Source organism: Nostoc sp. (genome assembly GCF_036919615.1).
In the GTDB taxonomy this organism is placed as follows: domain Bacteria; phylum Cyanobacteriota; class Cyanobacteriia; order Cyanobacteriales; family Nostocaceae; genus Nostoc.
The window spans coordinates 28,938-55,252 of the sequence record NZ_JBALCN010000100.1 but is presented as its reverse complement, the minus strand read 5'-3'; the positions used below and the strand labels follow the sequence as shown (position 1 = coordinate 55,252).

Here is a 26,315-nt window from a genome sequence, read left to right as displayed (position 1 = left end):
CTGAATCAAGTTAAAATTTGATAATCTAACGCTAATATCGTCCTCCCACAGTTCGCCCATCTTCACCTGAGTTTTTTTGTCCCTGTGGATTTCTACGAATGCTCAAAACTTATCTCAGTCGGTGGTTTGGTGCCGATTGCCCCGATGCGCTCTGACTTTGGCATTTAAAGTCACCCGTTTCCCTCCGACGCTGAAACTATATATTGATAGTATTACGACTGATGTTGAAGAATTCACTGGCTTCGCAACGCTTCATCCCATTGAGTTTAATTGCCTCTCTCACTTTTCCTCACAGATCATAGCTGTAAGGGTTTGCCATAGAAATACGAAAATCAATTACTTCTTTATATGTCCTACATCTTAAGTTACGTAACAACTGATATAACTATAGAAATCCTATATTATTTATGAACAAAATTCCAAATTAATCCGTGATAATACGGGTTTTTCAGTCTTAGATTTTTGAAAAAAAAATAAAATCATAGTTCCATATAGCGGTTATCGATTGGATGAGAACATCAAAATCCCTGCTGTCAAATCATTTCAGCAAAGTTTTTGTATCTCACTCAACTGCACACTGCTATATCAACTTGTTTTAATTGTCGGAATTTGAAATTATTTGGAGTCAAGTTTTATGAAGTTAACTAAAAAACTCTCAATTATTGTTTTGAGTTTTACCACTACCTTAGCTAGCACTGCTGTGATTACTGGTTCTTATATTCCAGTAGCGCAAGCACAATATGATCCCAACTATGTTCTAGATCCTAGAGACCTTGTTTTTAACGGAGGATTTGAACTCGACCCTCTTGTAGATCCGAATGATCCTAGGACTACAAATCCTAATATTACAGGATGGACTAAGTTTGGCGATCCGTTCAATACATCAGGAACTAGAATTAGCAATTTTCCTCAAAGTGGTAATCAAGGCTTATCACTTGGCGGATTTTTAGACCTCAGCTATATATCGCAGACGCTTTCTACACAACCTGGTCAGCAATACGAACTTAGTTACTATTTAGCATCTATAGACGAGGCGCCTAACCTTGAGAATGAATTTTAGACATTTCTAGGTGGAAATAAGATTTTTGATCAAAAAAACATTTCTTTTCAACCATACACCCTATATAAGTTCAATTTCACGGCAGACGCATCATCTACAGAATTAAAGTTTGGGAATGTGGATAGATACGCATTTTTATACTTAGATAATGTGAGTGTAATACCTGTGCCTGAGCCATCAACTATTGGAGAAATAGCAATTGCTGGGTTGTTGGGAATATGGCTGAAGAAAAAGAAGGCAATTAGTTAGAAAGAATAACTCTCTCGGAAAATAACAGAGCGTAGACGCGCAGCAGCTTGTCGTTAGACATCACTATATAATCTCAATAGAAAAAGTGCGTCACTGATAGCGTAGCGTTAGCGTTAGCGAAGCGGTAGCGAGGAACGAGCGTCCGCAGGAGCGTCACAGCCTGTTGTAGACATCGGCTTACCCTTCTCATAGCTAAATTTTCAAATTTGATAGTCCAATGCAACTAGAACTTTGCCACAATGCTGATTTGCAGGTACAGCTTCCAGCATCTTTTTCGGTTGCGGTAAGTTGAGGTTCTTCATTAGTTCGATAAACTGGTTGCGGCTGCGTCCTGCAAACCGAGGATTCCAGCACTTTTCTTCACCAATGGTGGATACTGTCTGTCCTTGGTAGTCGTGACCAGGATATACCAAGGTGTCATCAGGTAATGTAAATAGCTTTTGAGTAATGGCATCATAGAGTGATCCAGCGTCGCCGCTTTGGAAGTCGGTACGACCGCAACCCCGGATGAACAGGGCATCTCCAGTTAATAGGTGAGTATTGTTGACTAAGTATGCCATGTGGCTATCAGTGTGACCAGGGGTAGCGATCGCCCGAATCTGCACGTTGCCTAATTCCAACATGTTTCCATCGGCAATGTAGTGGTCTGCACAGGTAGCCGCTGCATTCTCAGGTAGAATCCCCAAACAACCCGTAAGTGATCTGAGTCTGTCTGTCCCAGTAATATGGTCGGCGTGGATGTGGGTTTCCAGACAATAGCGTAGAGTCAGCCCCAATTGTCGCAATATCTGAAGATCACGTTCGACCTGCTCCAATACAGGATCAACTAAGATAGCTGTTTTACTTTCTGGGTCGGCAATTAGGTAAGTATAAGTACAAGATTCTTTATCGAATAGTTGACGAAATAACATAGCAGGTTTCTTTAACACGAAAGTAGTAGCATCAGGTTTTGGATTGAGGGATTTCAGTAATTCCTGTGCCAAACTTGCTGCTTGAACCCGAATTTCGGGAACAGCAGTGGTTTCCCAAAGATTGCCCTTGCGCGGTGTCCCCAAGGTGTACAGCATTTGAGATGCATTTCCATCTGCATCGATCAGCGCACCATTTCGGGTAGTATCAATTCCCATTGACAATCTGTTGGGACGGATTAATCGTTGTTCTTGGAGGCTAGCGACCAATGGGTGCTGCAATTTGAGGTAATCACAATTTGCGCCGGTGCAGTTGACAATCCGCTTAACTTGCAAAACGATATCCTTGTGCGTCTCCCGTTCGCAGATTTTCACATTCACTCCATTCTCAAACTCCTGACAACTTTGAATTCGACCTGCGTAATGGATCAGTTGACCAGACTCCATTGCAGCATCCAGTACTTCAGCAATTTCTTCAGCAATCCGATGCCGATGAACTTCCCAGTAAGCTTTGACATGGCGCAGAAATCGCTTCTGTTCCGGCAATGGCATTCCTTGCCAAAGTTCTGGAATAATTGGGCGGATGGCATCGATTACTGCCCGCCAATCTTGAGGCAGTTCGTTGCCGGGGTTCCCCCGGTTGTAGGAACTGGCGTGTCCTTGGGTAAGAGCCTCACGCAGTTCTTGACGTACCACATGCAGCAGTCCTCGCGCTGTTTTTGGCGCAGTTTCTACATCAATAAATGCTGGATAAGAAGTTGTTGATTTGTGGCTACAGGGCATCAATCCGTGCCGCGAGACGGTATGAATTTGTCCCTGGAACCCTTGGTGGTGCAAGGCAACAACCGCATCTACCATTGTTAACCCAGTGCCCACCAGCAGAATTGCATCCTCTGGATTTAGGTCAGCGATCGCATCAGCAGACCAGGCATCTTTAACATAGCGGTTGTCTAAAACGGCGAGCGGTGCAGGCAGAATTGCCGGGAAATTGCCCAACGCTAACACCGCCTTTTGCACATGCAAACACTGACCATTGCTCAGGTACACTATTGTGTTGTCAGATTTTGTTTCGATGGCGATCGCTTCATCCACAATCTTCTCTAGCTGCACATTAGCTGCTGCATTTACCTGTGCTGCTTTTAAAGTCGCCTGCACATAGTCCCCATAAACCCGACGCGAAACGAAGGTAGATGGAGTTACCTGTTCATGCCCGTTTTTGTGCAGCCAGTTCAGAAAGTGATTTGGTTGATCATCAAATGCGCTCATTTTATCCGCCGGCACATTCAGCAAGTGACAATCTACTGGTGTCCCGTAAGCAACTCCTCTACCCACTTCAGAATTACGTTCAATCAACTTGATGGACAGTGGTATAGTTGCGTTGCGTAAAAGATTAGCTGCAACCAGAGAACCGCTAAAGCCACCACCAATGATAGCGATCGCAACTGGAGAGACGGTTAGGTTAAAAATGCTGTTGTTCATAGGACGTGTGAGTTGCACTTGCTTTCTACTGATTAATTTACAGCCAATAAACTTAAATTTCCGCTTGTAGCAAGCTGTTAGGCGGATGAATTAACTCAAAAAACCACATAGGCACATGAATAAGTGGGAATTGCACTTGAGTGTCCAATTCCCCAAATTGAGAGAGTGGCGATCGTCAGATTACACAAACTCAAATCTAGACGAGACAAGGTTTTGGAACTATTTATCTAAAATTGATGTGTCTATTGCATCCAAATCCGATGCAAATAGTGTGGTTTTTAGTTAACATCAAAAAACCCTGCAAAAGCGAGAATTTTACCTCTACAATTGTCAATATTTTCTGACACTATTAGCATTCAACTTTCAGATAATGTTGGCTTAATGTCCTAACAGCAATATAGAAGTATTGACAAATACAGTAGCCCTAAATCGATTGTGAGAAAATAATAAAGTTGTGAATGTCACCAAGTATTTGGTGCAAAATGTGGAGGCGTTCGTTAACTGAATTGAACGAAGCCGATCAAAAACTTCGTGAAATCAAAAGCGCATTTACACACAAACTTATAAGGTAATTAAAATGACTTACGATTCTGAAGATGTGCAACAAATCCTTCAAATAGCACTCACTCGTAAACAGGAAGGTGAATTTTCACGAGAACAGCTTATAGAAATGGCATCTGAGTTAGGTATTTCTTCTAATACTTTAGAAACAACTGAACAAAAGTGGTTAGCTCAACAAGAAGAGGAACGTTTGCGACGCACATTTAATACTTTCCGCAACAGAGCCTTTTGGGGACACTTTATTTCCTTTCTAGCAGTGAATTTATTCCTCATTCTCATGAATTTAATAACTAGTCCTAGTTACTTTTGGGCTATCTTCCCAGTATTGGGATGGGGATTAGGATTATTTTTTCATTGGTGGAGTGTTTCTCAGACTAAAACAGAGGATTACGAGATAGCCTTTCAGAAATGGCGTAGACAAATTTAACTTCCGGGTAATTGAAAGTTTGAAATATTTAAAAACCCTTCATTTGTATGAAGGGTTAATAGCATCAGGACAAGGGAATTATTTCACACAATTTCTTAAACAAAAGGTTTACTACTTTACTCATCAGCTTTAGAAAGGATGTTTATACGAAAAACAGCTATTATATAAGCGATGTTTACGACGGGTTACGCCTATGCAAATTCCAATTGCAAATCTTTTTGCAAAGTCTTGTATAGCCGTAAGCAAAACAAAAACAATCCCAGATTAATCCCTAAGCAATTTTATATTGCCAGTTGATACTCCCTTTGGATGTACGTAGGCGTAGCCCGCACTTCTTTACGAGACGCTCTTGCTAGCTTACTTCCCCGTAGGGGTACAACAAACTCAGTGACCATCATAGAAATCGCATTAACTATATATACTCAATTTATCTTGCAGCTCTCCAAAATTAAGAATGTTAGTAAGGAAAGTTCATCCTCTTAATATCCAACACCAAAAACCAATGTTTTTTTATTCTCTAGCAATGACAATATCGTTAGACTTAATGACTGCATAAGCTTCTTTTCCCTCAGATAGTTCCAACTCTTCTGCAGAAGCTCTGGTGATAATTGAAGTTAACTCAACTTTGTGAATAATCTCCAGAGTAACCTCACTATTAACAGCTCCATAAACAACTCGTTTAACGATACCTTTAAGAATATTGCGAGAGCTAACTTTTAGTGATTTCTTTTGAATACTACTTTCTATTTCAGGCTTTTGAGTGTAGGTATATTCCTGTTTTTCCTGCTGAGTTGGTGGTAAAGAGTGCTGATTGAGACTACGCACGAGTTCCCGCAGAATCTCAGTCTTGGTGCGTTGAGACTGTTCGCAGAACTCCTCTAGAATCTTCCGCTCCTCCTCGGAAGTTTGAAATGTGACCCATCCTTGTTCTTTCCTTGGCATAATAATATTATCAATTTTGGTTATCTTGGTACGATTCTACCAAGTATCATTTCGATGTGTCGTTTTAGTAATAACATTTTTTTCTCAGAATTTTCGGCATTTTTAGCGAAAATTAATCAACTAATCTGTATTAGATAAGTACATAAATATTTTTTTGTAGGTGCAAAATATTTTGTTACTTGAAAATGTCTAACCTTACTCCATTTAATACCAACAAGGATGGTATAACATTGGACTATGGTATTTGTTGAGATAGCGATGACTAGGTTGGGCTACGCCTATGCAGGGGTAATCTGGCAGAAAAAACCGAAAGCAGCGATCGTGTGAGTGCTGTAGAATTATTTAACATGAGTTCACAGTAGGAGGATGAAACACCTAAAATCGCGTTCTCAAGACCTGCGGAGTTTATTTGAGAACAATATCACCATTGAATACGTGGCAGAACCCCTCAAAGCTATGCCAGCTGATGCGGAGTTGAAAAAAGTGCTGCATTGGATACAGGCACAAAATTTTGATGTTATCAGCGTTGAGATGGGAAATATTATTAGCGGTTATGTAGAACGCTCTAGTTTGATTCAAGGCAAAGAAGGCAAGTGTAGCGACTATCAACGGGTCTTTAATCCAAAACAACTAATATGCCATTTCCACTCCATTTATACTGTTAGTGCTCGTTGGCTTAGATTTATAGCGTACTTCTGAACCGAAGTCTGAAGATGCACCAAATAATTTTTACCAATCTGTTCCCGAAGACAACAGAGTTGAGGAGGATTTTGGTAACTTAGTTGTACCTAGCGTTTCCGACTGGCTAGATAAAAATCTGCTTCTCCAGTGGGGTGCGATCGCTGGTACATTAGCATTAGCGTTCTTAGCAGTTCAAGCATTCAAAAAGGAAGAATAAATAGACCTGCCCGAAAATTTGCAATCCAGTTTTTACAAGGATTTGAGAGAAATCCTTGTAGACTTTTTGGCAACGTAGTGATCAGGTTTTGAGATGGTTCTTAATAGTTTAGGGCAAAAAAATACATAACTATTGATTCAGGCGATGCCTTCTCTACGAGACGCTACCTGAACGGCGGGCTTCGCCTACGCTATTTTTTCTGAAATTGAATCAAGAAATACTCTAGGTAGTTTTTAAATGAGCAAATCGACATATGCAAGATACAGAAATCTGTTTGGATCATTTTTTCATCCTTTCTAATACTGGACTTATTGCTCTTTCATAGATGCTCCTTCCTTGATGTTGCAATCGCAGTTTGACAAGGAGTTCATATAGCCAGTGCTTCACACGACTTTTGATTGTATGGGGCTAATTACGCTCTTTTGAAAGAGTCAGATAATAATAGTATTTTTCAATACTTTATATTGTCATAATCTCAGTATATTTATACTAAATGTCATAGCAAAAATCTTGTAGAGCAGTAACTGATTTATGAAGTTATTTTTGAGGATGATTAATTGAGTAAATCTTAGCAGTCAAATTGTCTGACCCAGGAGCATTCCAGCCAATGAGAGACTATCAACGCACCCTACCACCTGTATGGATTGGGGAGGCGATCGCCTTCTATGCCTTTATTGCCATTGGCATTGCTGAAGCAGGATTAGGAGTTCTTCTGCCCTCGATTCTGTCTACCTATAACCTGACTCCAGCAACTGTCACTCTGCTGTTTGTCAGTCAAATTAGCGGCTACATTCTAGCAGCATTCACCAGCAGTCTTGTGAGTAGTCGGCTGGGGTTAGCCCGAATGCTGTTGATTGCTGCGGGTGCGCTGACGATGGCACTGATGATCTATGCCACCTCACCCTTCTGGTTTCTCATGGTTGCCGCTGGATCAGTGTTGGGATTGGGCATTGGGCTGATTGATGCAGGGATCAACACCTACATTGTGCAAGATTCCCGCAGTGCCAGTCTGATTGGTTTGCTCCATGCTTTCTATGGTATTGGCGCACTCTTAGGTCCGGCGATCGCTACTACTTTATTAGCAATTGGCATGAACTGGCGACAGGTTTATGGGGTATTAGCCGGGATTGTCAGCCTATTAATTGTGAGCGTGCTGGGCGTAATCATCTTCAACTACACACCAATGACACTACGGATATTGCCATCAAATACAACTGCGTTAGAAAATCTGGGTAGAGCGCTCCAAACTCCGATAGTACTGCTAACTGGGCTACTTTTGCTGGTTTATGTTGGCACTGAAGCTTGCATCGGTAACTGGGCATACACTGTGCAATCTGTCGCTCGTCACACTCCCACGCTCATTGCTGGTTATAGCGTTAGTGCCTACTGGCTGGGATTAACATTGGGACGTTTCATCTTAGGTTATTTCTTACAATGGCTTGGGGCAGTCCGCACAATCAGTATGTCGCTTAGTCTGGTGATCATTGGATTACTTGCTTGGTGGCAACTGCCAGATCAATGGATTAGCTTACCGTTGATTGGCTTTGGATTGGCAGCCATCTTTCCTGCGACCATTTGGTTAATCCCTCAACGATTGCCTGATCCCCATGTTCCTGCGGCTGTTAGCATCGCCACTAGTGCCGCTAGTTTGGGGGCAGCGATCATACCTACTGGAGCAGGCTGGGTTGCAAGTTGGACAAATTTAGAAATCATCCCAATGTTGATGCTGCCATTGGCGCTCTTAATGGTGGGCTTACATTGCTGGCTGGTGCAACATTCGGTAACAGGCAAGTAAGTTTTTGTACTGAATTGTACTAATGAAAGCTGAAACACTTGTGGTTTTTGCAATTGCTTGCTCCCATTCATGCCGGGGTTTATCATTAAGGGGTAAGCTTTTGGGCGGTGTTTTTGGACTCGTGCTTCACTTCTGGCAGGGTGATCGGTAGGGCGGCAGATCAAGCATTCAAAAAGGAAGGATAAATAGACCTGTCCGAAGATTTGCAATCAAGTTTTTACAAGGGTTTGAGAGAAATCCTTGTAGATTTTTTGGCAATATTTTTACAAGAGGTTCATCTAGCCAGTGCTTCATACGAATTTTGACCGTTTGGGGCTAATTACGCTCTTTTGAAAGAGTAAAATAATAATAGTATTTTAAAATACTTGATTTATCATAATCTCAGTAGATTTCTACTAAATATCATAGCAAAAATCTTGTAGAGCAGTAACTGGTTGTGGTAGTCCCTGCCTTAAAAGCGATTCCAAGTACTCTTCAGATGTCTTAGGGGGATTCTTAAGACTACTTCTGTGCCTCTTTACCACTTTGCAAATTTCTGTTGGGTTAAGGTTAATCAGATGCAGAATGAAATCATCTGGATGCTGGGACTCAACACCATATAGTGAAAGAGCTTGATCTGGAAAATCTTTAAGGTCAAAAGTGACTATAATACTTGCATTACAAGGAATCGCTGCTGCGAGGACATGGCGATCATCTGGATCTGGAAGTTGTAAACCTGCGATCAGTGCTTCATAACCTGTAACGAGACAATCTCGGACATGGCTATTCATCAGATTTTTAGTTCTGGTAAGCTTCTCAAGCGTGAGATTAGGACGATTCTTTAAAAGGTTTCTAATCCATTCTAAGTGAATTGCGTCCGTCCACCGTGCCCTAAATAGGTCGGTGACTGCAAGTCGCATAAGAAAATCTCTTAATGGTGCTGGATATAACACACATGCATCATAAATAACTGTAAAATTAGACACTGTAATTGCTCTATTAGTTTGAAATTATTACCCTTAACAGTAGTAACAAATTTTCTTTATAAATGTCCTTTATACTAAGTAAATTTTTGCTCTTAACTTATAGTTTCAATTGCATTAAAGTTAAAACTAAGTCAATTGGTTACTAGAGGGCTTCCTGACTTAGTTTACTTGATTGTTAGATGTACTTTTATTCCTAGAGTTGCCTTTAGCAGAGCATCTGGCTAATCATGCGAAACTGTTATGTATCACGATTCTTATTCGTACCCCATATCTAGTTCTTGAGCTTGAGCAGTAAGCTCATCAAGAGCTTGCATTCATAAAGTATCAATTTGATTTTTGTAACTGGCAGTAGCAAAAGGCTTGGGATCGGTGCAGATCCTGTAATCTGGTGATGTGCGCTCAGGCGATCGCTAGGTTTAAAAGCGTGACGATTTTATGCAAAGTTGTACTTAATGACACAATTGTGCTTTCACATGGTCTGCCAGTCGAATTGCCAAGGCAACAATGGTAAGCGTAGGATTAGCATAGCCTCCTGTAGGGAAAACAGAGCTGCCTGCCATGAATAAATTAGAGATGCCGTGAACTTGACAATTTGCATCTACTACTCCCTGTTTTGGGTCATGATGCATACGCGTTGTTCCCATATTGTGATGGGTACTCAGCGAAGCAACCGGACGATCTCCATCCAATTCAATCTGTAACTCACCCAATCCTGCACTAGCAAACTCTTCTGCAAATACTAGCTGCGATCGCTTCACACTGCAAATATCTATTTCGCTCCAATGATTAGTTAATTTTGCTTGAGGACAACCAAGCTTATCTAGTTGATTACTGAGTGTCACCCGATTATCTGGATTTGGGGTTTGTTCAGTTTGGCTGAGAACTTCAAACTTTGTATATTTCTGTTCATTACCTTCATGGTCAGACCATCCACCATGACTTAAATCAGGGAACAAATATTCTTTTTTGACATTATACTTATACCAATCAGCTACTAAATCATCAAGGTTTGTAATCACATTTTGTAAATGTTGAAAAACATTCTTGGGTAACTGCCCTTGTCTAACTGAAGATAACAAAATTTTCGCAGAAGCTTTTGCTGCCGATCTAAACTTTTCATCTCTGGGATATAACAACGCAGTCATATTTAGTAATTTATCGCGGTGCATCACTTGTTCTGTCAGAGCAAATTTTCCCATGATTGTTACATTATTCACCCGGCGTAAGTCATACAAAGCCATCGAATTGAAGATTTTGCGATTTTGCGGAACAAGCATACCACAACGGATAAAAGGATGATCCATAAAGAACCTACCCACTAAATCGTTTTGATTCCCTAATCCATTCTTGTGAATCCGGTTCGATAGCAAAAGTAAACGTGCGTTTTCGATACCACCTGTGGCTAAAATAAATATTTTTGCAACAACCCAAAATTTCTTACCTGATAAACAAGCTACTTGTACGCGTTTCACTGTTTGGGCTGTTTCATCTACCTCAATTTCTACCACGTTGGCGTTGAGGAATGTGTTGATATTAGGAGATTGATTAATTTGATGACGATATTCATTGGTGAAAATATCGCGTGGGCCAAACTGAAACATACTGGTAGTAACTCGGTCACTTGTAAAATGTGTCCGAGGAGATTGAGCATTTTCCCAAGCCTCAGCTTCATAAGCAAAAGAACCGAGTTTACAGACTGCTTGAGCACGCTGATAAAATGGATTCAGGTGAGATTTACTAAAAGGCCAGCCGCTGTATGGCACCCAATCTCGTTTTTCAAAATCTATTTCGTCTAATGGGACATGCCTCAGACCAAGTTGATTTTTATCGATTTCTATATTCCAGACATTAGCCATTCCACCAAATTGACGATGACGCATATCTTGCAGTGGTGGAAATGGATCTCCAACAGTTTCACCCTGACTAAGAGATGCAGTCTCTTGATTAAATTTAATGTCACCACTTTCTAGTAAGCAAACTCGAAAGTCTTGACCAATTAATTCTCGTGCAAGTGTAATTCCTGCTGGCCCAGCACCAACTATACAAACTTCAGTATTGATAACTTCATTTATTGGCAATTTCCGGCTATCAATCAACATTTATTTAATTCCTTTTGATTTAATTTATTGTTTTTAGCTATAGATGCACAGATAGCAATCCTATTTAATTTATGAAAATTATTGAACCACCTTCTCTACGAAAGACTTTGCCAACGCGTAGCGTCTTGCAGAGAAGAGAAACAGAAAAATTCATAAATAATTGAGGATTGCTATAGATAATTAATCGATGTAAATCTGTGGTTTAATTTTCAGAAAATTGACTTTTGTAATACCAAGTGTTTCATTTAGCCTATGAAACGCTTGGCATGGCAGAACGAATTGCACTAATAAAGTTTTGGGCATAATTCTGTGTTGAAAAATCGAGGGCGCGTTGCCTGGCAGCTATTCCCGCACTTCGGGCAAATTCTTGCTCGTCAAGATAGCGGAGGATTGCGATCGCTAATTTATCCGCATTGCCGTAAGGTGTTAATAGTCCATTCATCCCATCGGTAATAATCTCTGTTGGCCCGCCTGCATTACCAGCAATTACAGGTTTACCTAGCGCCATTGCCTCAATAATCACTATCCCAAACGGCTCTTTATCTGATGCATGAACAAATACATCCATCGCCTGCACCCACTCCGGGATATTACGCTGTAACCCAGCCATAATTACCTGCTCTTTCAAGCCTAAGGTTGCAATTTCTGCTTTTAAGAAGTCTTCATAATCCGGTTCCAAATCGTGTTTACCGCCAACTACTACACAATGAGCATCGGGATACTTCTGTAAAATTTTGGGCATTGCTTGCACCAGTACGTGCATTCCCTTCCATCGTTGCAATCGTCCAACAATTCCAATCAACGGCCCGTGTAAAGGTAAATTTAACTTTCGCCGTGCTTCTTCGGAAGAAGGCAAAGCATTAGGCTCAAATCGGTCTAGTGCGACACCAGGATAAACCAAGGATGTTGGTCTGTGGGGCCAAATCTCTGCCTGTGCTTGCTTACCATCTTGTGAGAGGGTGATAATTGCCTGGGCTGGGATTAAAGTGGCGATTCGCACCAACCAAGTCTTGTCACTAGGTACTTCTAGTTGATACCACACAGCAGGCAACCCCGCCAGCATTGCTGCCAAACCTCCAGATATATGCGTGATCCACATCCAATTGACAATTATATCTGCACGTTCGCGGCGAGCGATCGCAGCTATCCGAAAAACAGCGCCAATAAAACGGTGAATTTGGCGTAAACGTCCACTTTCTACAACTTGCGTATCGATACCGAGGGACTTTACTTGTTCTACCATCGGGCCGTCTTCTAAAAATATCACTAGCCACTCAACACCAGCATTACGTCCTTGCTGCACCAAATCCCAAAGCATCATTTCACCGCCACCTCGTTGCTCGGCCAGTGGCATTACAATAATTACTTTCATAATCTATAGTAGTCCTATTTAAGTTGTAAGATTTATCAGATCCCGGACTTCTTAGAGAAGTCTGGAATCTTGGGATTGCTATAGTATTTATGTCCTGCCATAGCCATAGCTAAAAATCCCCAAAGAATCATCCCTGCCACACTCAACATGCCACTACCGATAACTAGCTGTCCAGCAGAACTAATCCCAATGGCGCGGGCAGCACTGATAAAACTATCGAAACGACCTTCACCATAACTGCTAACACTAATAATTAACAAGATTAATCCACCCATATAAAAGATGCCTCCAAACCAACCAAGGGTGAAAAACATATCTAAAATGCCACTATCAATTACCACTACTTCAATTTGACCAGTTTTTTCGTTGACCTTCCAAATATTTCCTAAGCCGTTACCTAAACCATTAGAAAGGGCTAAACCAAGGTTTTTGTCGTAAGTTCCCGATCTATCTTTAAAGCTGCCATCTTCTTGAAGATTAGAAAAAGTTTCCAAACGGGCTGCGACAACCCCAGAAATTGGCTCGATAGTTGTTAATGGCACAACACAAATTGCCATGACCACAATTATGGTAATTAAGCGCATTTGAATCCGGGCTTTGACTGAACCCATAATCATAATTACTCCAAATAACCAGCCTCCCCAATTAGTACGTGCTTGTGTCAATAAAAAGGATAAATAACCAACAGCTGAAGCAGGAAAAATTAAATTTCCTGAACTTGTAAATAACAACAGTAAACCAGCTTGCATGACTGAACCAAAGGGGCCAACTGAGTGCAATGTACTCCAGACCCGCATCCCAAAAGGTACAGGATTTCCAGCACTCATGAATAGTTTTGATTCGATCAGCCAATACCTGTCCCACTCAGGAGCTACCACAAATTGATATACGCCATAAGTTCCTAAAATCAACACACACCAGAGGAATGTTCGCTGAATGTTCTGGCGATAGCTAGGATAATCTCGCCAGTTTATAAATAAGTGAAAAGCGAAAATGACCGGACTGAGCCAATCCAGCAGACCGCGTGCTACAGGGATTGGCTGGTTATAAATAAGACCTACCAAAAAACCGTAGAATACTCCAATAAAAGCCAAAACAAACGGCAAGCCCCCTTGGCGAGAAGCGCGAGGAAAGTGTCTGAAGAAAGTTGCTATGGTGACAAACACCACTAAGTAGGGTGCTATCAGCATTTGACGGGTAGCGTCCCAGCCCACCCGATAGTCAACTAAGCGAGTAGCTAAAGGTGTGAGAAACCAAATCCACCAGGTAAAGCTGATGTAGAGAATGGGATGTCGCAAGTATAAAAACACGGCTACTACTAAAGCTGTCACCGGGAAAATTAGGCGCAATGCGGCAGTAGCACCAGCAAAATAGCAAACTACAGTCAGTAATACAAAGCCTGCGATCGCCATCCAACCCTGTAGCGATCGCTCCTCAGGAGAATAATTTTCTTGTAAAAAACTATTGAAAAGTATCTGCTTAGAATTCATTCAATTTTAGATGTACATATAAATAAATTTGGTGGCTTGAAAGGAATTCAATATTAAAGAATAGGTCTCAAGAAAGTTCAGTTAAGGCTAAAAACTAAAACTGACGTAGAAACCCAACATTATCAAGACTTTGTTGGGTTGCACTGCACTTAACCCAATCTACGATTATTCTTAAGTGAACAGGATTGAAATAGGTCTTTAATTTTGGATTTTGAATTGTTTATATCCTTGCCAACGTCCACGCCAGGATGCCAACAATTTTTTACCTGCCAATTGCCCTTGGCTAGGTAAAAATCTTAGCCATTGTACGAAACCCAAACTATCGCATGTACCCACAAATACTGCCCAGAACAAAAATACAATCCGGTGCATAAATGACAGATGCTCTAGTAAAACTAAAGTTTCATTATGGACTAAATTAATAAAGGCAATTTCATTAAAGTTGTTTCGCTGATCTTCATCAAAACGTTGTGCCGGATAGTGGTCTACAGCAACGTTAGGATCATAAATTATCTTCCAACCAGCCCGCTTTAATGCTAGAGTGAATGCCATTTCAAAATGTACCTGCGCTCCTGTCCCGCGCATCCGCTGATCAAAGCGCAATTGCCCGATTGCTTGGGTACGAAAACTCATGTTTACGCCCTTGAGAATATCGACTTCGCGGGGTTCTCCCACTCCCAAATGATGGTTGCCAATTACTCGCCCAAACCACTGCAACTGTCCAACGACTAAGCGGGATTCATCTTCTAATTTGCTGCCGTGGTGTATCCAATCACGCCCTCCCAAACCGCCGAGGCGACTATCACAGGAAAAGTAAGCGGCGATGCGCTCTAACCAATCGGGGTGGGGTGCAGCATCATCATCAGTAATGGAAACAATATCGCCCTCCACTGCTGCTAGTCCGGCGTTGAGAGCTGCTACTACCCCCGGTTGTGTCACTTTCACGGTATGCAGTGGCAAATTGTGCAGGTGAAATTGAGTGAGAAATTGCCAGGTTTCTGCATCCGTATCGCGAACAACCACTATCACCTGATCAACTGGTTTAGTTTGCTCCTGTAGCGCCAAAAGGCAGCGTGAGAGGTCTTGTGGACGGCGATAAGTCGGTATGAGAACGGTGTTCCGCATTCTTGCTTAACTCCTCGAATAGATCCACATAAGTTTGTGCCATACTAGTCCAGCTATGTTGTTCTGCTACAGAGCGAGCCGCTTGGCCCATGTATTGCATCAACGAGACATCGCTCACCAAGGACATCAACGCCACAGCCAAAGCATCGATATCATCTGAGTCGGGTAAGACGATGCCACATTCTGGTGTCACCAACTCTGCACCTCCGGTAGCTGTGGCAGTAATTACCGGCAGTCCTGAAGAAAGTGCTTCTAACAATACGAGGGTGCAAGCTTCGTATCGGGAAGGAAAAACAAATAAATCTACTGATCGCATAATTTCGGGGATATCACGGCGATATCCGACAAAATGCACGCGTTCGTTTAACCCCAAAGAGGTAGCTAGTTGTGGAAAGGGGCTACCTTCGATATGTCCCACCACCGCCAGATGTAAATTGGGAACTTTCACCAAGGCGTGCAATACGGTATCTAAGTTCTTTCTGGGTGTGCGGATATCTCCGGCGAATAGTGCTAGGGTAACGTTCTCTGGTAAACCTAACTTTTGGCGATTGCTTTGGCCGGGGGCAAATTCTTCTAAGTCAACGCCATTGACAATTATGCGAATCTGAGAACGCGGCACACCAATATTGACTAATTCCTGGGCTACCTTTTCTGATACTGCTACAACAACCTGCGCTTTTTGGAAAGCCTGTTTTTCCCAACGGGCATTGAAAGCCGTAAACAGCCATTGGTAAAAACCATATAAATCTCGGCGATTGCGAGAAATATGAACAGGCGATCGCAACCATGAACTGTGGACAAAATGTACAGCATTCACATCAGCGACAGCCATATTAATTGCTCCATTGACTTTAACTAAATCAATGTTAAAGCGATTTTGACACAACCAATCTGCACTTTTTTTAGCAAATATGAAATTACGCACAAATTCGGTGGGATAGCCTTTGACTGGAATTTTAATCCAATTAACTTGGCTATTCTCTTCTAGTTCTGGTGCAACTTCACTAGCTAATAATATCAGTTGATGACCACGAGAAATTGCTTCATTAGCAACCTCATAGTTTACCCGCCCCTGACCATCACCTTTTTTTATTTTATGAGTAACAATACAAAGTTTCATCCCCTACCTTCCTTAATGATAAAATTTCACACAGAGGAAGAATTTACAATAATCTTCTTTTCTTCCCTTTGCACTCTTCTCTACGTTCGCACAGCGTGTCGCAGACAGACGCTACGCAAATGCGTACTTTGCGGTTCGTTAAAAAAATAAATTATCCAACGTAGATAATACTTTGATATTATTTTGAGATTTCTATTAACTTATTTGCTAAAAATTGCGGAGTAAAACTAAGACTGAGTGCCGCTAGAGTTCGCATGTTAAATTTTTGTTTTTTCAATGCCTGCCAAAAATAAGGACGTGCTGCTGCTATCTGTTCACTTCGTAGCAGACCAATTCCCAAAGTTGTATTAGCTTCTAACCATTTCTGTTGAAAGTACGTCCTAAATTGCTGTAGACGAGTATCTTCCATAAAGACTTGATAACAAAATATTTCGCTTTTAGCTTTACAGATTTTTGCCTGCACATCTCGACTACCACTGAGCATGGTATCAGTTTGCTCATGGGCACGATATCGCGTCAGCCTTTCTGGATAGTAGTAAGCCCCACAACCAGATACACAACAAAGGTAAGTTAAATATAAATCCCACATGCCGCCAACTTCTGGGGGAATACTATCCCAATCCACAAAATTATTGCGAATTACACAAGCTGCCGCAGTAGGTATACTTTTATCTATTAACCCAATTTTATAGAAAGGTTGATGAATCCCTTGTGTTAACTTATCTCGCTTGTAACCACGCGTGTTTTCTTCAGTTCCAACATCATTAATTATGCCATTAGCATCCATGATATATTGGTCACAAAAAGCGATAATTAACTCGGAATTTGCTTCTAGTATTGGTACAAGCTTTGCTAAAAAGTCTTCATTCCAGATGTCATCATCATGGAGACTAGCAACATATTTACCTCGCGCCATCTTGAAACCATGCTGCTGATTAGCTAACATACCGACATTTTGCTGATGCCGCCAAAATCTGATGCGTGAATCACCAAAAGACGCAACAATTGCTTGGGGATTTTCTGAACTACAATTATCACAAATAATGATTTCGATATTTTGATAAGTCTGTTTAATAGCACTAGTGATCGCTTGCTTGAGATACTCTGGTCGATTATAGGTGGGGATAATAACGCTGACTAAATTTTGTTGATATTCTTGATGCAATGACATATTTTTATCCCTTTATATTTCATAGGTAAAAGATGCACCATCTGATGTTTTTACTAAACTAAACTTATTTAGTTTGAGGGATGCTATATCTATATAAACTTTTCACTCTAGAAGGAAATTCTGCTATTGTTTTTGCATAAATTGTCCGCAGGTTTTTTAGATGAGTATCCATTGTGAATTCCTTCATCAATAAAGCATGACCTTGTTCGCCCATATATTGGCTTTTTTGATGATCTATATATAACTCGTTAATGGCATCAGCCAGCTTTTTAATATTATTGGCTGGAACAAGAATACCCGTTTCTCCATCTCGTAAATGTTCTGGAATCCCTCCAACTGCACTACCAATTACAGGTCGATAACGAGCATAGGCTTCCAGAGTTACAAGACCGGCAGGTTCAGGCCAGACACTGGGAAAGATGACTGCAAAACATTGTTGATAAAGTTTATTTAGTTTATCGCGATCGCACCAGCCATGCCAAGTAATCCGGTTATTCAATCTGAGGGTGTTTGCTAACTTTTCTAACTGGAGTCGTTCCCAGCCTTCACCTGCGATATCAAGTTGAATTTGTGGGTCTGTATGTATTAAGGTTTTGAGTAACCATTCTAGACCTTTATCAGAAACAATCCGTCCCACAAACAAAATTCTATGATTTTGGTGGACTTTTAAACTTAGAGGTGCAGTTGCTGTTTGCGGTACAGAGATCCCACAGTGTAGGGTTACAGTTTGCTCTGGGGGTACACCATTTTTAATCAATTGTTGCCGGACATATTCACTATTAGCAATGAAAGTAATTTTTATCTTTTTTAATACATCTAAAAACTGATGAGTGGTTTGAAATTCTTGAAAACTTCTTAAAGGTCTACGGCTACCACACTTATCTATTAGTTTGCCCCAGGTACATCCTAAATAAGAAAAGTTACGATCGCAGATTGTCTGCTGCCCTGCTAAATATTTTGTGCCACTAGGACAGTAGAATGAGTGATTATGAACACTGAAGATGGTAGGGCATTCGCCTGTAAGCTGTAATAGTAAATCTGGGCTGTGGATATGCAGCAGTTTAAACTGGCTTTGGTCAACATTCTTAAGCGATCTTATCACGTGATCACTAATATCGGGTGGTCGATGTTCAAACAGAAACGCTAAATAAGTTTCAACACCTCCGCCCCCACCTACTTCAAAATTGGAGCATTGATAAATCAGGTCTTTGTCAAATATATTCTGGTACATGTTTTCCGTTTTTGTTCAGTATATAGCACTAATTTTAATAATTAATAACAACTTGTTTATAGAAATAATCAGCATTAAAATACTATTTTTTGGCAATTTAATCAAATTATTGGTCAAGATATATAGTAATCATAAATGAGTCGTGAAAATTTCTGATTCCTCTCTCTGTGCTCTCTGCGCCTCTGTGGTTAATTTATTTTTATAAATGATTTATGACTGCTATACAAGGGTGTACGGCTGTAAGGATATACAGCCGATTCCTCTGTTGCAAGTATTTTGGTAAATTGATTTCAACTTGACGAACTTTTAGATATTTTTTCTAATCGGATTGCCTTACTTCATATTGCATTTGATGATATTTCCAAAGCTTACCTTTGAGTTCCAATAGTTCTTGATACTTACCTTGCTCTACTATCCGTCCCTGTTCTAATACCACGACTTTATCTGCTTTAGAAATAGTAGAAAGACGGTGAGCGATCGCAATCACTGTTTTTCCAACAGATAGCTTTTCTAATGAATCTTGAATTAAGCGCTCAGATACAGAATCTAAGGCGCTAGTTGCCTCATCCAAAATCAAAATTTCTGGGTTCCGCAGTAAAGCTCGCGCAATAGCAATTCGCTGTCTTTGTCCTCCAGATAACCTAACACCCCGATCTCCCAATTGGGTATCAAAACCTTCCGGCATTTCCAAAATAAATTCTAGTGCATTTGCTAGTTTAGCAGCTTCTTGAATTTCATCATTACTCGCTTCTGGAGTCCCGTAAGAAATATTTTGCCAAACATTAGTATTGAAGATAAAAGTGTCCTGACTGACGACAGCTATTTTGCGACGTAGGGAGTTAATTTCAAACTGCCGTACATCAATTTCATCAATGTAAAGATATCCATCTGTAGCATTATAAAATCGGGGAATTAAATCAGCAAGTGTTGTTTTACCAGCACCAGATGCCCCGACTAATGCTGTCATTTTTCCCTTTTCAATAGTAAGGGTAATATTATGTAGCACTAGATTTTTATCATCGTAGCCAAAATCCACAGATACTAAATCTATTGACCTTTTTAAACCCTTAAACTCAATTCTGCCATTTTGAAAATAAAATTTGTCATCAGTTTTTAACAAATTTTTAATGTTGTCTGCTGAACCATGTAAAGTGCTGAGATATGCTCTCGTACCATTAATATCTTGAACAAATGGTATGAAGCGAAATAGTACAAAGAAAAAGGTTAGCAAAGAAGCAACTTGTAGTGTTCCATTGGTAACAAGGCTAGTGAACGCCAAAATAATCATTCCGATCAATACCGTAGTCGCTACCCCTTCGGCAATTGGCTTCACAAGTGTCCAGGTGAAGACAACTTTTGTTGTAGTACTTATTACCTTGTCGCTAGCTTTGTAGTAACGCTGACGCTCAAATTCTTGAGTACCACAGGAGTGAACAGTGCGAATGCCATTAATAAATTCTATGGCTGTTGATGTAAAATTAGCATTAGCAGTTGTCATGCCAAAACTCGATTCTCTGACTCTAGCATTCAGATTTGACAACCCCACACCTAAAAGTGTAAATAGTAATGCTGATATCAGCGTCAGTTGCCATGATATCAAAAACATTGAGATTAAGTAGACAAAGGTTGTTAGTCCTCTAGTTACTAAAAAAGCTGCACCACTAAAACCCTGTCTGATCCTTTCAATTTCTGTAGTAATTGTGTTAATTAGTTCACCAGAACGAGTTTTGGCAAAGTAACTTAGTGACAAGGCTTGTAACTGTTCAAAAATTTGCTTACGTAAGCGATCAGCAAGATGTAGTTGAGATAATTCAGTGTAGACTTGGGAAAAGTAATTAAAGGTTGCACGTAACCAAGTACTCAATAAAATCAGTAAAGATACGCGGTACAGACGATTAATTGCCGATGTCTTAGCTCCCAAAATCCAGATATCAAACCAGTGTATTCCTGTCTGAACAGGTTGAGCGTTGGGACTAGTTAAACTTTGCAAAAAGGAGAGTAAAAAACCAATACTCACACCTTCAAAAGTTGCTGCTAAAACCGAAAACATCAAAGCTAAAGTTGCAATTTTCCGAAAGTGTTTAAATTCTCGCAATATTAAATAGTTGTCCTGCCAGAAGCTGCTAGCTTTGAGCAGACTACGGAGTTGTTGAGGAAGTTGGAAATGCATAGATTTTTCTAACAATAATTTGGCATGTAATACCGATTACCTGTGAGATTGTATAGAACAAGGGGCTTAAGCCCCAAGTCTGGCTAAACCTGATTTTGTACAGTTTCCCAAAGAATTGGTATAAGAATTCAGGAGTTAGGAGTTAGAATTCAAAATTATGACTTTTGAATTTTGAATTCTCAAAGTGTTTGGCTATCCAGATGTAACAGGTGAGACTGCGCCTCTACTTCCCATGAAGCCGTAATTTCTGGTAGTTGATTTAGCTGTACTGCATCTTCTAAAGTCCAACAACAAGATCCAGTCAAACTCATGTCACCCCGCAGCACGTTAAATAACTGGGGCAAATTATCAAGACTGTATTTATGCATCCAACGCCCTAGCGGTGTGATGTTGTGCTTTGTAGTTGTGCAAAACCTCATCGCCCGAAAGAGTTTACCCCGTTCTCCAACCTGCCACTCACGACAAAAAAGTGACCCTGGCGAATAAACCTGCATTAATACAATCAATCCCAACATGACTGGACTTACTAATAGCAGCAACACTAAAGCAGCAATCCAATCAATTAGTCGCTGCAATTGTCTCAAGGGTCGGTTAGGCAGTTTCTTACCAGCGGGTATGCTTAGGAATATTGGTTTTCGAGCTTCTTCACATGCATCTGCCCAAAACCTGAGCAAATTCTCACCCAGTTTTGGATCTATGCTTACCAAACTTACAGGAGAATGTTGTAAGCATTCTACTAGCGATCGCTTACTATCTAATGAAGGCAGATATGGTTGTTTAACTCGTCCAGGCGGCTTCACCAACAGCTTACCCCGTCGCCACTGGAGTGTGCAGTGCCCACGATTCTCTTGGTGTTGCTGGGTTAGATCATATAAATTCTCTAGAGTTGGAATTATTGAAGTTGTCATATGTCTTTGGGTTTATACAGGAGTGAATTGCTGAGGCGTTATCAAAGGCTATCAATGCCAAAGACCCAAATCCGAATCTTGTTGTAAGTCCAAAAAGTTGGAGATAATTGAGGGCAAAAATATGTTATTACTATTTGCCACTCAGCCAAGCACATATCATACAGAATTCCGTTGCTGTAGAGATATACAAATTAGAGAGATACTAATTACATAGGTAGCGAGCAACGTTACTATCAATATTCATGGGCAATCGGTATTTTCCGGTAACTACTGACAGTAGAGAAGTGTAGAGGCAAATTACCCATGAATCTATATCTACGTTAAATTGCACTGAGGTGTTTGTTGTGTCGATATTAACAAAACCAGTCCACTCTTGTCTTCTAGCCTTTATGAAGGTGCTTTAATCTCTAGAATATAAGACTATGTAGAAATAACGAGCGCTCAAATAAATTCTTTATTTACTCTTTAAAAAGCTAGTGATTTCTCTGGAAACTTATAAAAATAGCATAAATATACTAAATTTTTCCTGATAGCAACAAAATTAAATTTTGGTTATATAATGCCAAACGCAAGATCCCCGACTTCTCTAAGAAGTCGGGGATCTATCATCTAGCGGTACTAGCTACTTTTCTACAGCTTGTCGCAGAGCTAATTGCTGTTGTTTGATATTGGGTACATAATTAATGCTAGAGTTTGATACCCCATTAGCTACAACTCCAATCAGGTTTAACTTACTTAACATGGCTGTAGCTTGAGTCAGCTGACTTCGCGTCACAATCCCAATGCTTGCCACCATGACCACGCTCCGACAAGATGATGCGGTAAGCATGGCATCCACCAAGCCGAGAACCGGGGGAGCATCTATGAGTACCAAATCATAGTTTTCCTCAAATGCTGCCATTAATTGCATCATCCGAGGGGAGCTCAACAGATTAGCTGGGTCAGCAGGTTTGGGACCGGCGGTCAAAATATCGATATAAGCGGAGCCTGAATATTGAAGACTAATCTGGTTGGGTAGAGTTGCATCACTAGCCAGTAGAGTAGAAAGCCCCTGTTCATTAGGAAGATTCAGTTGTTGGTGCAAACTGGGTTCACGTAAGTTGGCATCAATCAGTAACACCCTTTTGTGTAAACGGGCAGCACTCATTGCCAGACCCAACGCCAAAGCTGACTTACCCTCGTCAGCTAAAGCCGAGGTAATCATCAAAGATTTTAAGCTAGTAACAGTATTTAAAAGTTCAATGTTTTTGTAAATCAGATCCAGCGATTCCCAACGCGGTGGAGATTGCAATACCTGAATTGTCCAGGGGGCGAGAACTTCTGGCTTCCCAAAAGGCAACTTGATCATTGATTCTCTGGGTTTAGCTGGCGGTAACTTGGGAGTTGTTCCCAACAACGGCATGGCCATTTGCTTTTCTAACTCAGCAGTGGTGTGAACTGCATCATCAGCCGATTCCCGAATAAAGGCAGCAATGCCTCCTAACATAAACCCAACCACAGCACCTAAGAGCAAGTTCTGCTGGAGATTGGGGCCTAATTGTGCACCTTTTTGGGGATCTTCTACTACTTCCCAATTAAATCCACCCTTGGAAAGTTCTTGTCGCAATTGCTGCTCTGCTCTTAAAAGCTGCTCTAATCTTTCACGACTAAATTGCAACTGTGGTAGCATCCGATTGTAATAAGCCAATAGAGGCGGGAAGCGTTTGATTTCCAAACGCAGCTCGTTTTCTTTCTGGGCCAAAGTTTGATCGCGAGCAGTTAAAGCAACTAGATTTGTCTGCGTTTCCACTAGCTGACCGGCAAGGCTGAGATCAATTTGACCGAGCTGTCCTTTTTCGAGGAGAGAATCTCCAGAAGTGAATCCACCAGGAGACTTTGGCCCTAAAGTTCTTCCTACCTCTTGTTGCAATAATTCCTTCTGACCCTGAAGCTGTTGTTTGAGATTTTGCACACTCGGAGTCTGATCTGTAAAGCGTAAGCGTTCTTGTGCTAGTGCCAGTTCTGTTTTTTGGATTTCGTTTAGTAAGCTTTGGTAGCGAACAGACTGACTCAGGCGAGAAGCAACTAGAGCATTCTGGGGAGAACGGTTAAGTTGTTCTTCCAAAGATTTTTGGCGTGCCAAAGCTTCCCCATACTGAGAGCGAGTTGTCTGTCGTTCTTGGGCAATATTGTTCAAGGCTGTCTCAATAGCTTTGGCCTGTGACTCTGGATCAATTAAGTTCTGATTTCTCCGAAACCTTTGTAAATTTGTCTCAGCTGCGTTTACTTCTTCACTGGCTTTACTTAACTGTTCCCTAATAATTTGCAGACCTTTTTGTAAACGCGAATTCTGTTGTTCTTTGTTATATTCCACATAAACTTGTCGAATTGCACCCAGAACTTTTTTTGTCTTCTCTGGATCTCCTGCGGTGTATTCAACTTGAAAGATTTTAGTAGCGACATTATCTTCTTTGCTCCTTAATTGAGTTAAGACCAAAGAAGCTTTAATTTCAGCTGAAGTTATGTCGGGATAATCAGATTGAAGTTTATCAACTGCTTTTTGGATGAGTCCCGAACTCTGCATCAAGTTAAGCTGGGTTGCAGTATCTATAACAACATTAGAGTCGGTAAACTGGTTGTCTAACCCAGCACCTTCTGTCTTACCTTGATAGTTAGGTTCTACTAGCAGTTGCATCGAACTTTTATATGTTGGTTTTGTTTTAAAAGTTACTAAGCCTGCAATCGCAAGAGAACTAATTAATACTGCTAAGAACCAAGGAAATCTTCGTACAAATACGGCAAACATTTGTCCGTAACTTGGTTCAGTTTCAGAAGCTGGAGTTATATGAGGATTTAGACTAGTTTGAACCACTTTTATTATCCTTATCTTGGAGACTTACGCTAAGAGATACTCTGAAGAATACCTATTTTTTTAACAAACCGCCAAGGAGGAGAGAGAAAATAAATAGGTAATCTTGTTGTGTAAAGAGATTAAGAAATCAAATGAATAATTGATGTACACCACAAGCTTGGTGAATAATTTGCTCAACTTTCCCAAAGAATGCATTCTCTGAAAAGTTTGCTACTGCATGATTACGGATGCGATCGTAATCCCAAGAGATACCATTAGCTTCTAGTAATGCAATTTGTAGAGATTCGGGTGTTTGTCTTTTAAAAAAGACTCCAGTTTCACCTGGGATTTGAGTATCTAATACTCCACCTGCTCCATAGGCAATCACTGGTGTGCCACTAGCATTAGCCTCTACTGGAACTAATCCGTAGTCTTCTAGGGCTGCAACAATAATAGACTTGGCTTTGGAAAACAAGTCTTTGCGGGTTTTATCACTTACGTGTCCCAAGAACACAATATTTTGTAATGCTTTGGATTTTAACCGTGCTTGTTCTGGGCCATCACCTGATATTAATAACCGCCATCCTAACCAATTAAAAGCTTCGACTATTATATCAAGACGCTTATAGCTGATCATCCGGGCTGAGGCCAGATAATATTCATCTTTTATATCTGAAAAAATAAATTTACTAGTATCAATTGGATAGTTCACCATCATTGCCTTTTTGCCATAAACGTTTTCAATTCGGCGGGCAACAACACTAGAATTAGCAATGTAAAGGTCAGGTTCCTGTGCATATTTTAGGTCTACCTTTCTCATTACTTGGAATACTTGTTCAATTAAAGGAGCAAAATATCTATAGTCTCCATACTCCCTTAAATAAGTTGCTGTATCCCATAAGAAACGGGTGACATTATGGCAAAAACAAATGTGGCGGGCATTAGGATTTTTTCGCACTGCTTTGGCGAAGCTGGTGCTACTGCTAATAATTAGATCGTAGTCTTGCAGATCCAAGGCACGAAAGGCAGGAAAATATAGAGGAGCCATCGACCTGAAATATTTTGCTGCATAAGGAATCTTTTGTAAGAAAGTTGTATTAACTATGCGATCGCCTAGATCAATAGTTTTTTGTGGATCATACAAAGATGTGAAAATATCTGCTTCGGGATAGTGCTTACAAAGCAGTTCAAACACACGCTCTGCCCCACCTCGCTGGGTTAAATAATCATGGACTAGAGCAATTTTCATGAATTTGACCTAAAGTTTCGATCAGGTTTGCTTGAAGGCTCCCCAGCAAGTTACTATCAACAACTTTAGTGTTCAGCAGTATAACTTCCTATCCTCTTCACGAAATTCTTGCTACAAATACGTTGGTAGGGGCCTCGGAGATCCCCCCAACCCCCTTTAAAAAGGGGGGCTTTTTTTGATCTTTACCCCTTTTTTAAGGGGGTCGCCACAGGCGGGGGGATCTTATCCGAAACGTATTAAGAGCGTACAGCTGTACGCCCCTACAG

The 26,315-nt window shown here is 40.8% G+C and carries 18 protein-coding genes and 1 pseudogene; 5 read left to right on the top strand and 14 right to left on the bottom strand.

What is annotated here, in order from left to right:
* Positions 1-634 precede the first annotated feature (634 nt).
* Both V7K48_RS31050 and V7K48_RS35270 read left to right on the top strand, forming a co-directional pair.
* A complete protein-coding gene (locus tag V7K48_RS31050) occupies positions 635-1,060 on the top strand; it encodes a hypothetical protein (protein WP_335078574.1) in 426 nt (141 codons plus the stop codon).
* A gap of 117 nt (positions 1,061-1,177) precedes the next feature.
* Positions 1,178-1,309 carry a PEP-CTERM sorting domain-containing protein gene (locus V7K48_RS35270; protein ID WP_442949497.1) on the top strand — a complete coding sequence of 44 codons (132 nt, stop codon included), beginning with the start codon at positions 1,178-1,180 and terminating at the stop codon, positions 1,307-1,309.
* A gap of 200 nt (positions 1,310-1,509) precedes the next feature.
* On the opposite strand, the gene V7K48_RS31045 is transcribed toward V7K48_RS35270, so the two are convergent.
* The gene (locus V7K48_RS31045) at positions 1,510-3,696 is read right to left on the bottom strand and encodes an FAD/NAD(P)-binding protein (protein ID WP_335078573.1); all 2,187 of its coding nucleotides are present in this window, start codon (positions 3,694-3,696) and stop codon (positions 1,510-1,512) included.
* Between the two features lie 577 nt (positions 3,697-4,273).
* Here V7K48_RS31045 and V7K48_RS31040 point away from each other — a divergent pair.
* Entirely contained in the window at positions 4,274-4,684 is a 411-nt protein-coding gene (locus V7K48_RS31040) for a 2TM domain-containing protein (protein WP_335078570.1), read from the top strand.
* Between the two features lie 510 nt (positions 4,685-5,194).
* Here the strand turns inward: V7K48_RS31040 and V7K48_RS31035 are convergent.
* Positions 5,195-5,626, bottom strand: a complete 432-nt coding sequence (locus V7K48_RS31035; RefSeq protein ID WP_335078568.1) for a TOBE domain-containing protein — start codon at positions 5,624-5,626, stop codon at positions 5,195-5,197.
* A gap of 366 nt (positions 5,627-5,992) precedes the next feature.
* Between V7K48_RS31035 and V7K48_RS31030 the strand changes: the two are divergent.
* Together V7K48_RS31030 and V7K48_RS31025 are read left to right on the top strand one after the other, a co-directional pair.
* Positions 5,993-6,293: pseudogene (locus tag V7K48_RS31030) on the top strand (hypothetical protein); the annotation flags it as partial.
* An 838-nt stretch (positions 6,294-7,131) separates the two neighbouring features.
* The gene (locus V7K48_RS31025; protein ID WP_335078566.1) at positions 7,132-8,319 is read left to right on the top strand and encodes an MFS transporter; all 1,188 of its coding nucleotides are present in this window, start codon (positions 7,132-7,134) and stop codon (positions 8,317-8,319) included.
* Positions 8,320-8,714: 395 nt separating this feature from the next.
* On the opposite strand, the gene V7K48_RS31020 is transcribed toward V7K48_RS31025, so the two are convergent.
* The 12 genes from V7K48_RS31020 to V7K48_RS30965 all read right to left on the bottom strand — a co-directional run bounded on the left by V7K48_RS31020 (position 8,715) and on the right by V7K48_RS30965 (position 26,049).
* Complete coding sequence (locus V7K48_RS31020) at positions 8,715-9,284, bottom strand: PIN domain-containing protein (protein WP_335078564.1); 570 nt, start codon at positions 9,282-9,284, stop codon at positions 8,715-8,717.
* Positions 9,285-9,733: 449 nt separating this feature from the next.
* Complete coding sequence (locus V7K48_RS31015; protein WP_335078562.1) at positions 9,734-11,383, bottom strand: GMC family oxidoreductase; 1,650 nt, start codon at positions 11,381-11,383, stop codon at positions 9,734-9,736.
* Positions 11,384-11,633: 250 nt separating this feature from the next.
* Positions 11,634-12,755 (bottom strand): glycosyltransferase family 4 protein, encoded by a 1,122-nt coding sequence (locus V7K48_RS31010; protein WP_335078560.1) that lies wholly within the window; start codon positions 12,753-12,755, stop codon positions 11,634-11,636.
* 35 nt (positions 12,756-12,790) lie between these two features.
* On the bottom strand, positions 12,791-14,245 hold the full coding sequence (locus V7K48_RS31005; RefSeq protein WP_335078557.1) for an O-antigen ligase domain-containing protein: 1,455 nt from the start codon (positions 14,243-14,245) through the stop codon (positions 12,791-12,793).
* A 198-nt stretch (positions 14,246-14,443) separates the two neighbouring features.
* Positions 14,444-15,370 (bottom strand): glycosyltransferase family 2 protein, encoded by a 927-nt coding sequence (locus tag V7K48_RS31000; protein WP_335078556.1) that lies wholly within the window; start codon positions 15,368-15,370, stop codon positions 14,444-14,446.
* A complete protein-coding gene (locus V7K48_RS30995) occupies positions 15,288-16,490 on the bottom strand; it encodes a glycosyltransferase family 4 protein (RefSeq protein WP_335078554.1) in 1,203 nt (400 codons plus the stop codon). Before V7K48_RS30995 ends, V7K48_RS31000 begins: the two co-directional genes overlap by 83 nt.
* Before the next feature lie 178 nt (positions 16,491-16,668).
* Positions 16,669-17,661: a glycosyltransferase family 2 protein gene (locus V7K48_RS30990; RefSeq protein WP_335078552.1), complete on the bottom strand. Its 993-nt coding sequence runs from the start codon at positions 17,659-17,661 to the stop codon at positions 16,669-16,671.
* A gap of 64 nt (positions 17,662-17,725) precedes the next feature.
* Positions 17,726-18,892: a glycosyltransferase family 4 protein gene (locus V7K48_RS30985; RefSeq protein WP_335078549.1), complete on the bottom strand. Its 1,167-nt coding sequence runs from the start codon at positions 18,890-18,892 to the stop codon at positions 17,726-17,728.
* Positions 18,893-19,211: 319 nt separating this feature from the next.
* Positions 19,212-21,062, bottom strand: a complete 1,851-nt coding sequence (gene hepA, locus V7K48_RS30980) for a heterocyst formation ABC transporter subunit HepA (RefSeq protein WP_335078547.1) — start codon at positions 21,060-21,062, stop codon at positions 19,212-19,214.
* 179 nt (positions 21,063-21,241) lie between these two features.
* Positions 21,242-21,970 (bottom strand): heterocyst development glycosyltransferase HepC, encoded by a 729-nt coding sequence (hepC, locus tag V7K48_RS30975; protein ID WP_335078545.1) that lies wholly within the window; start codon positions 21,968-21,970, stop codon positions 21,242-21,244.
* A gap of 622 nt (positions 21,971-22,592) precedes the next feature.
* Positions 22,593-24,821: a GumC family protein gene (locus V7K48_RS30970; RefSeq protein WP_335078543.1), complete on the bottom strand. Its 2,229-nt coding sequence runs from the start codon at positions 24,819-24,821 to the stop codon at positions 22,593-22,595.
* Between the two features lie 127 nt (positions 24,822-24,948).
* Entirely contained in the window at positions 24,949-26,049 is a 1,101-nt protein-coding gene (locus V7K48_RS30965; protein WP_335078540.1) for a glycosyltransferase, read from the bottom strand.
* Positions 26,050-26,315: the final 266 nt, after the last annotated feature.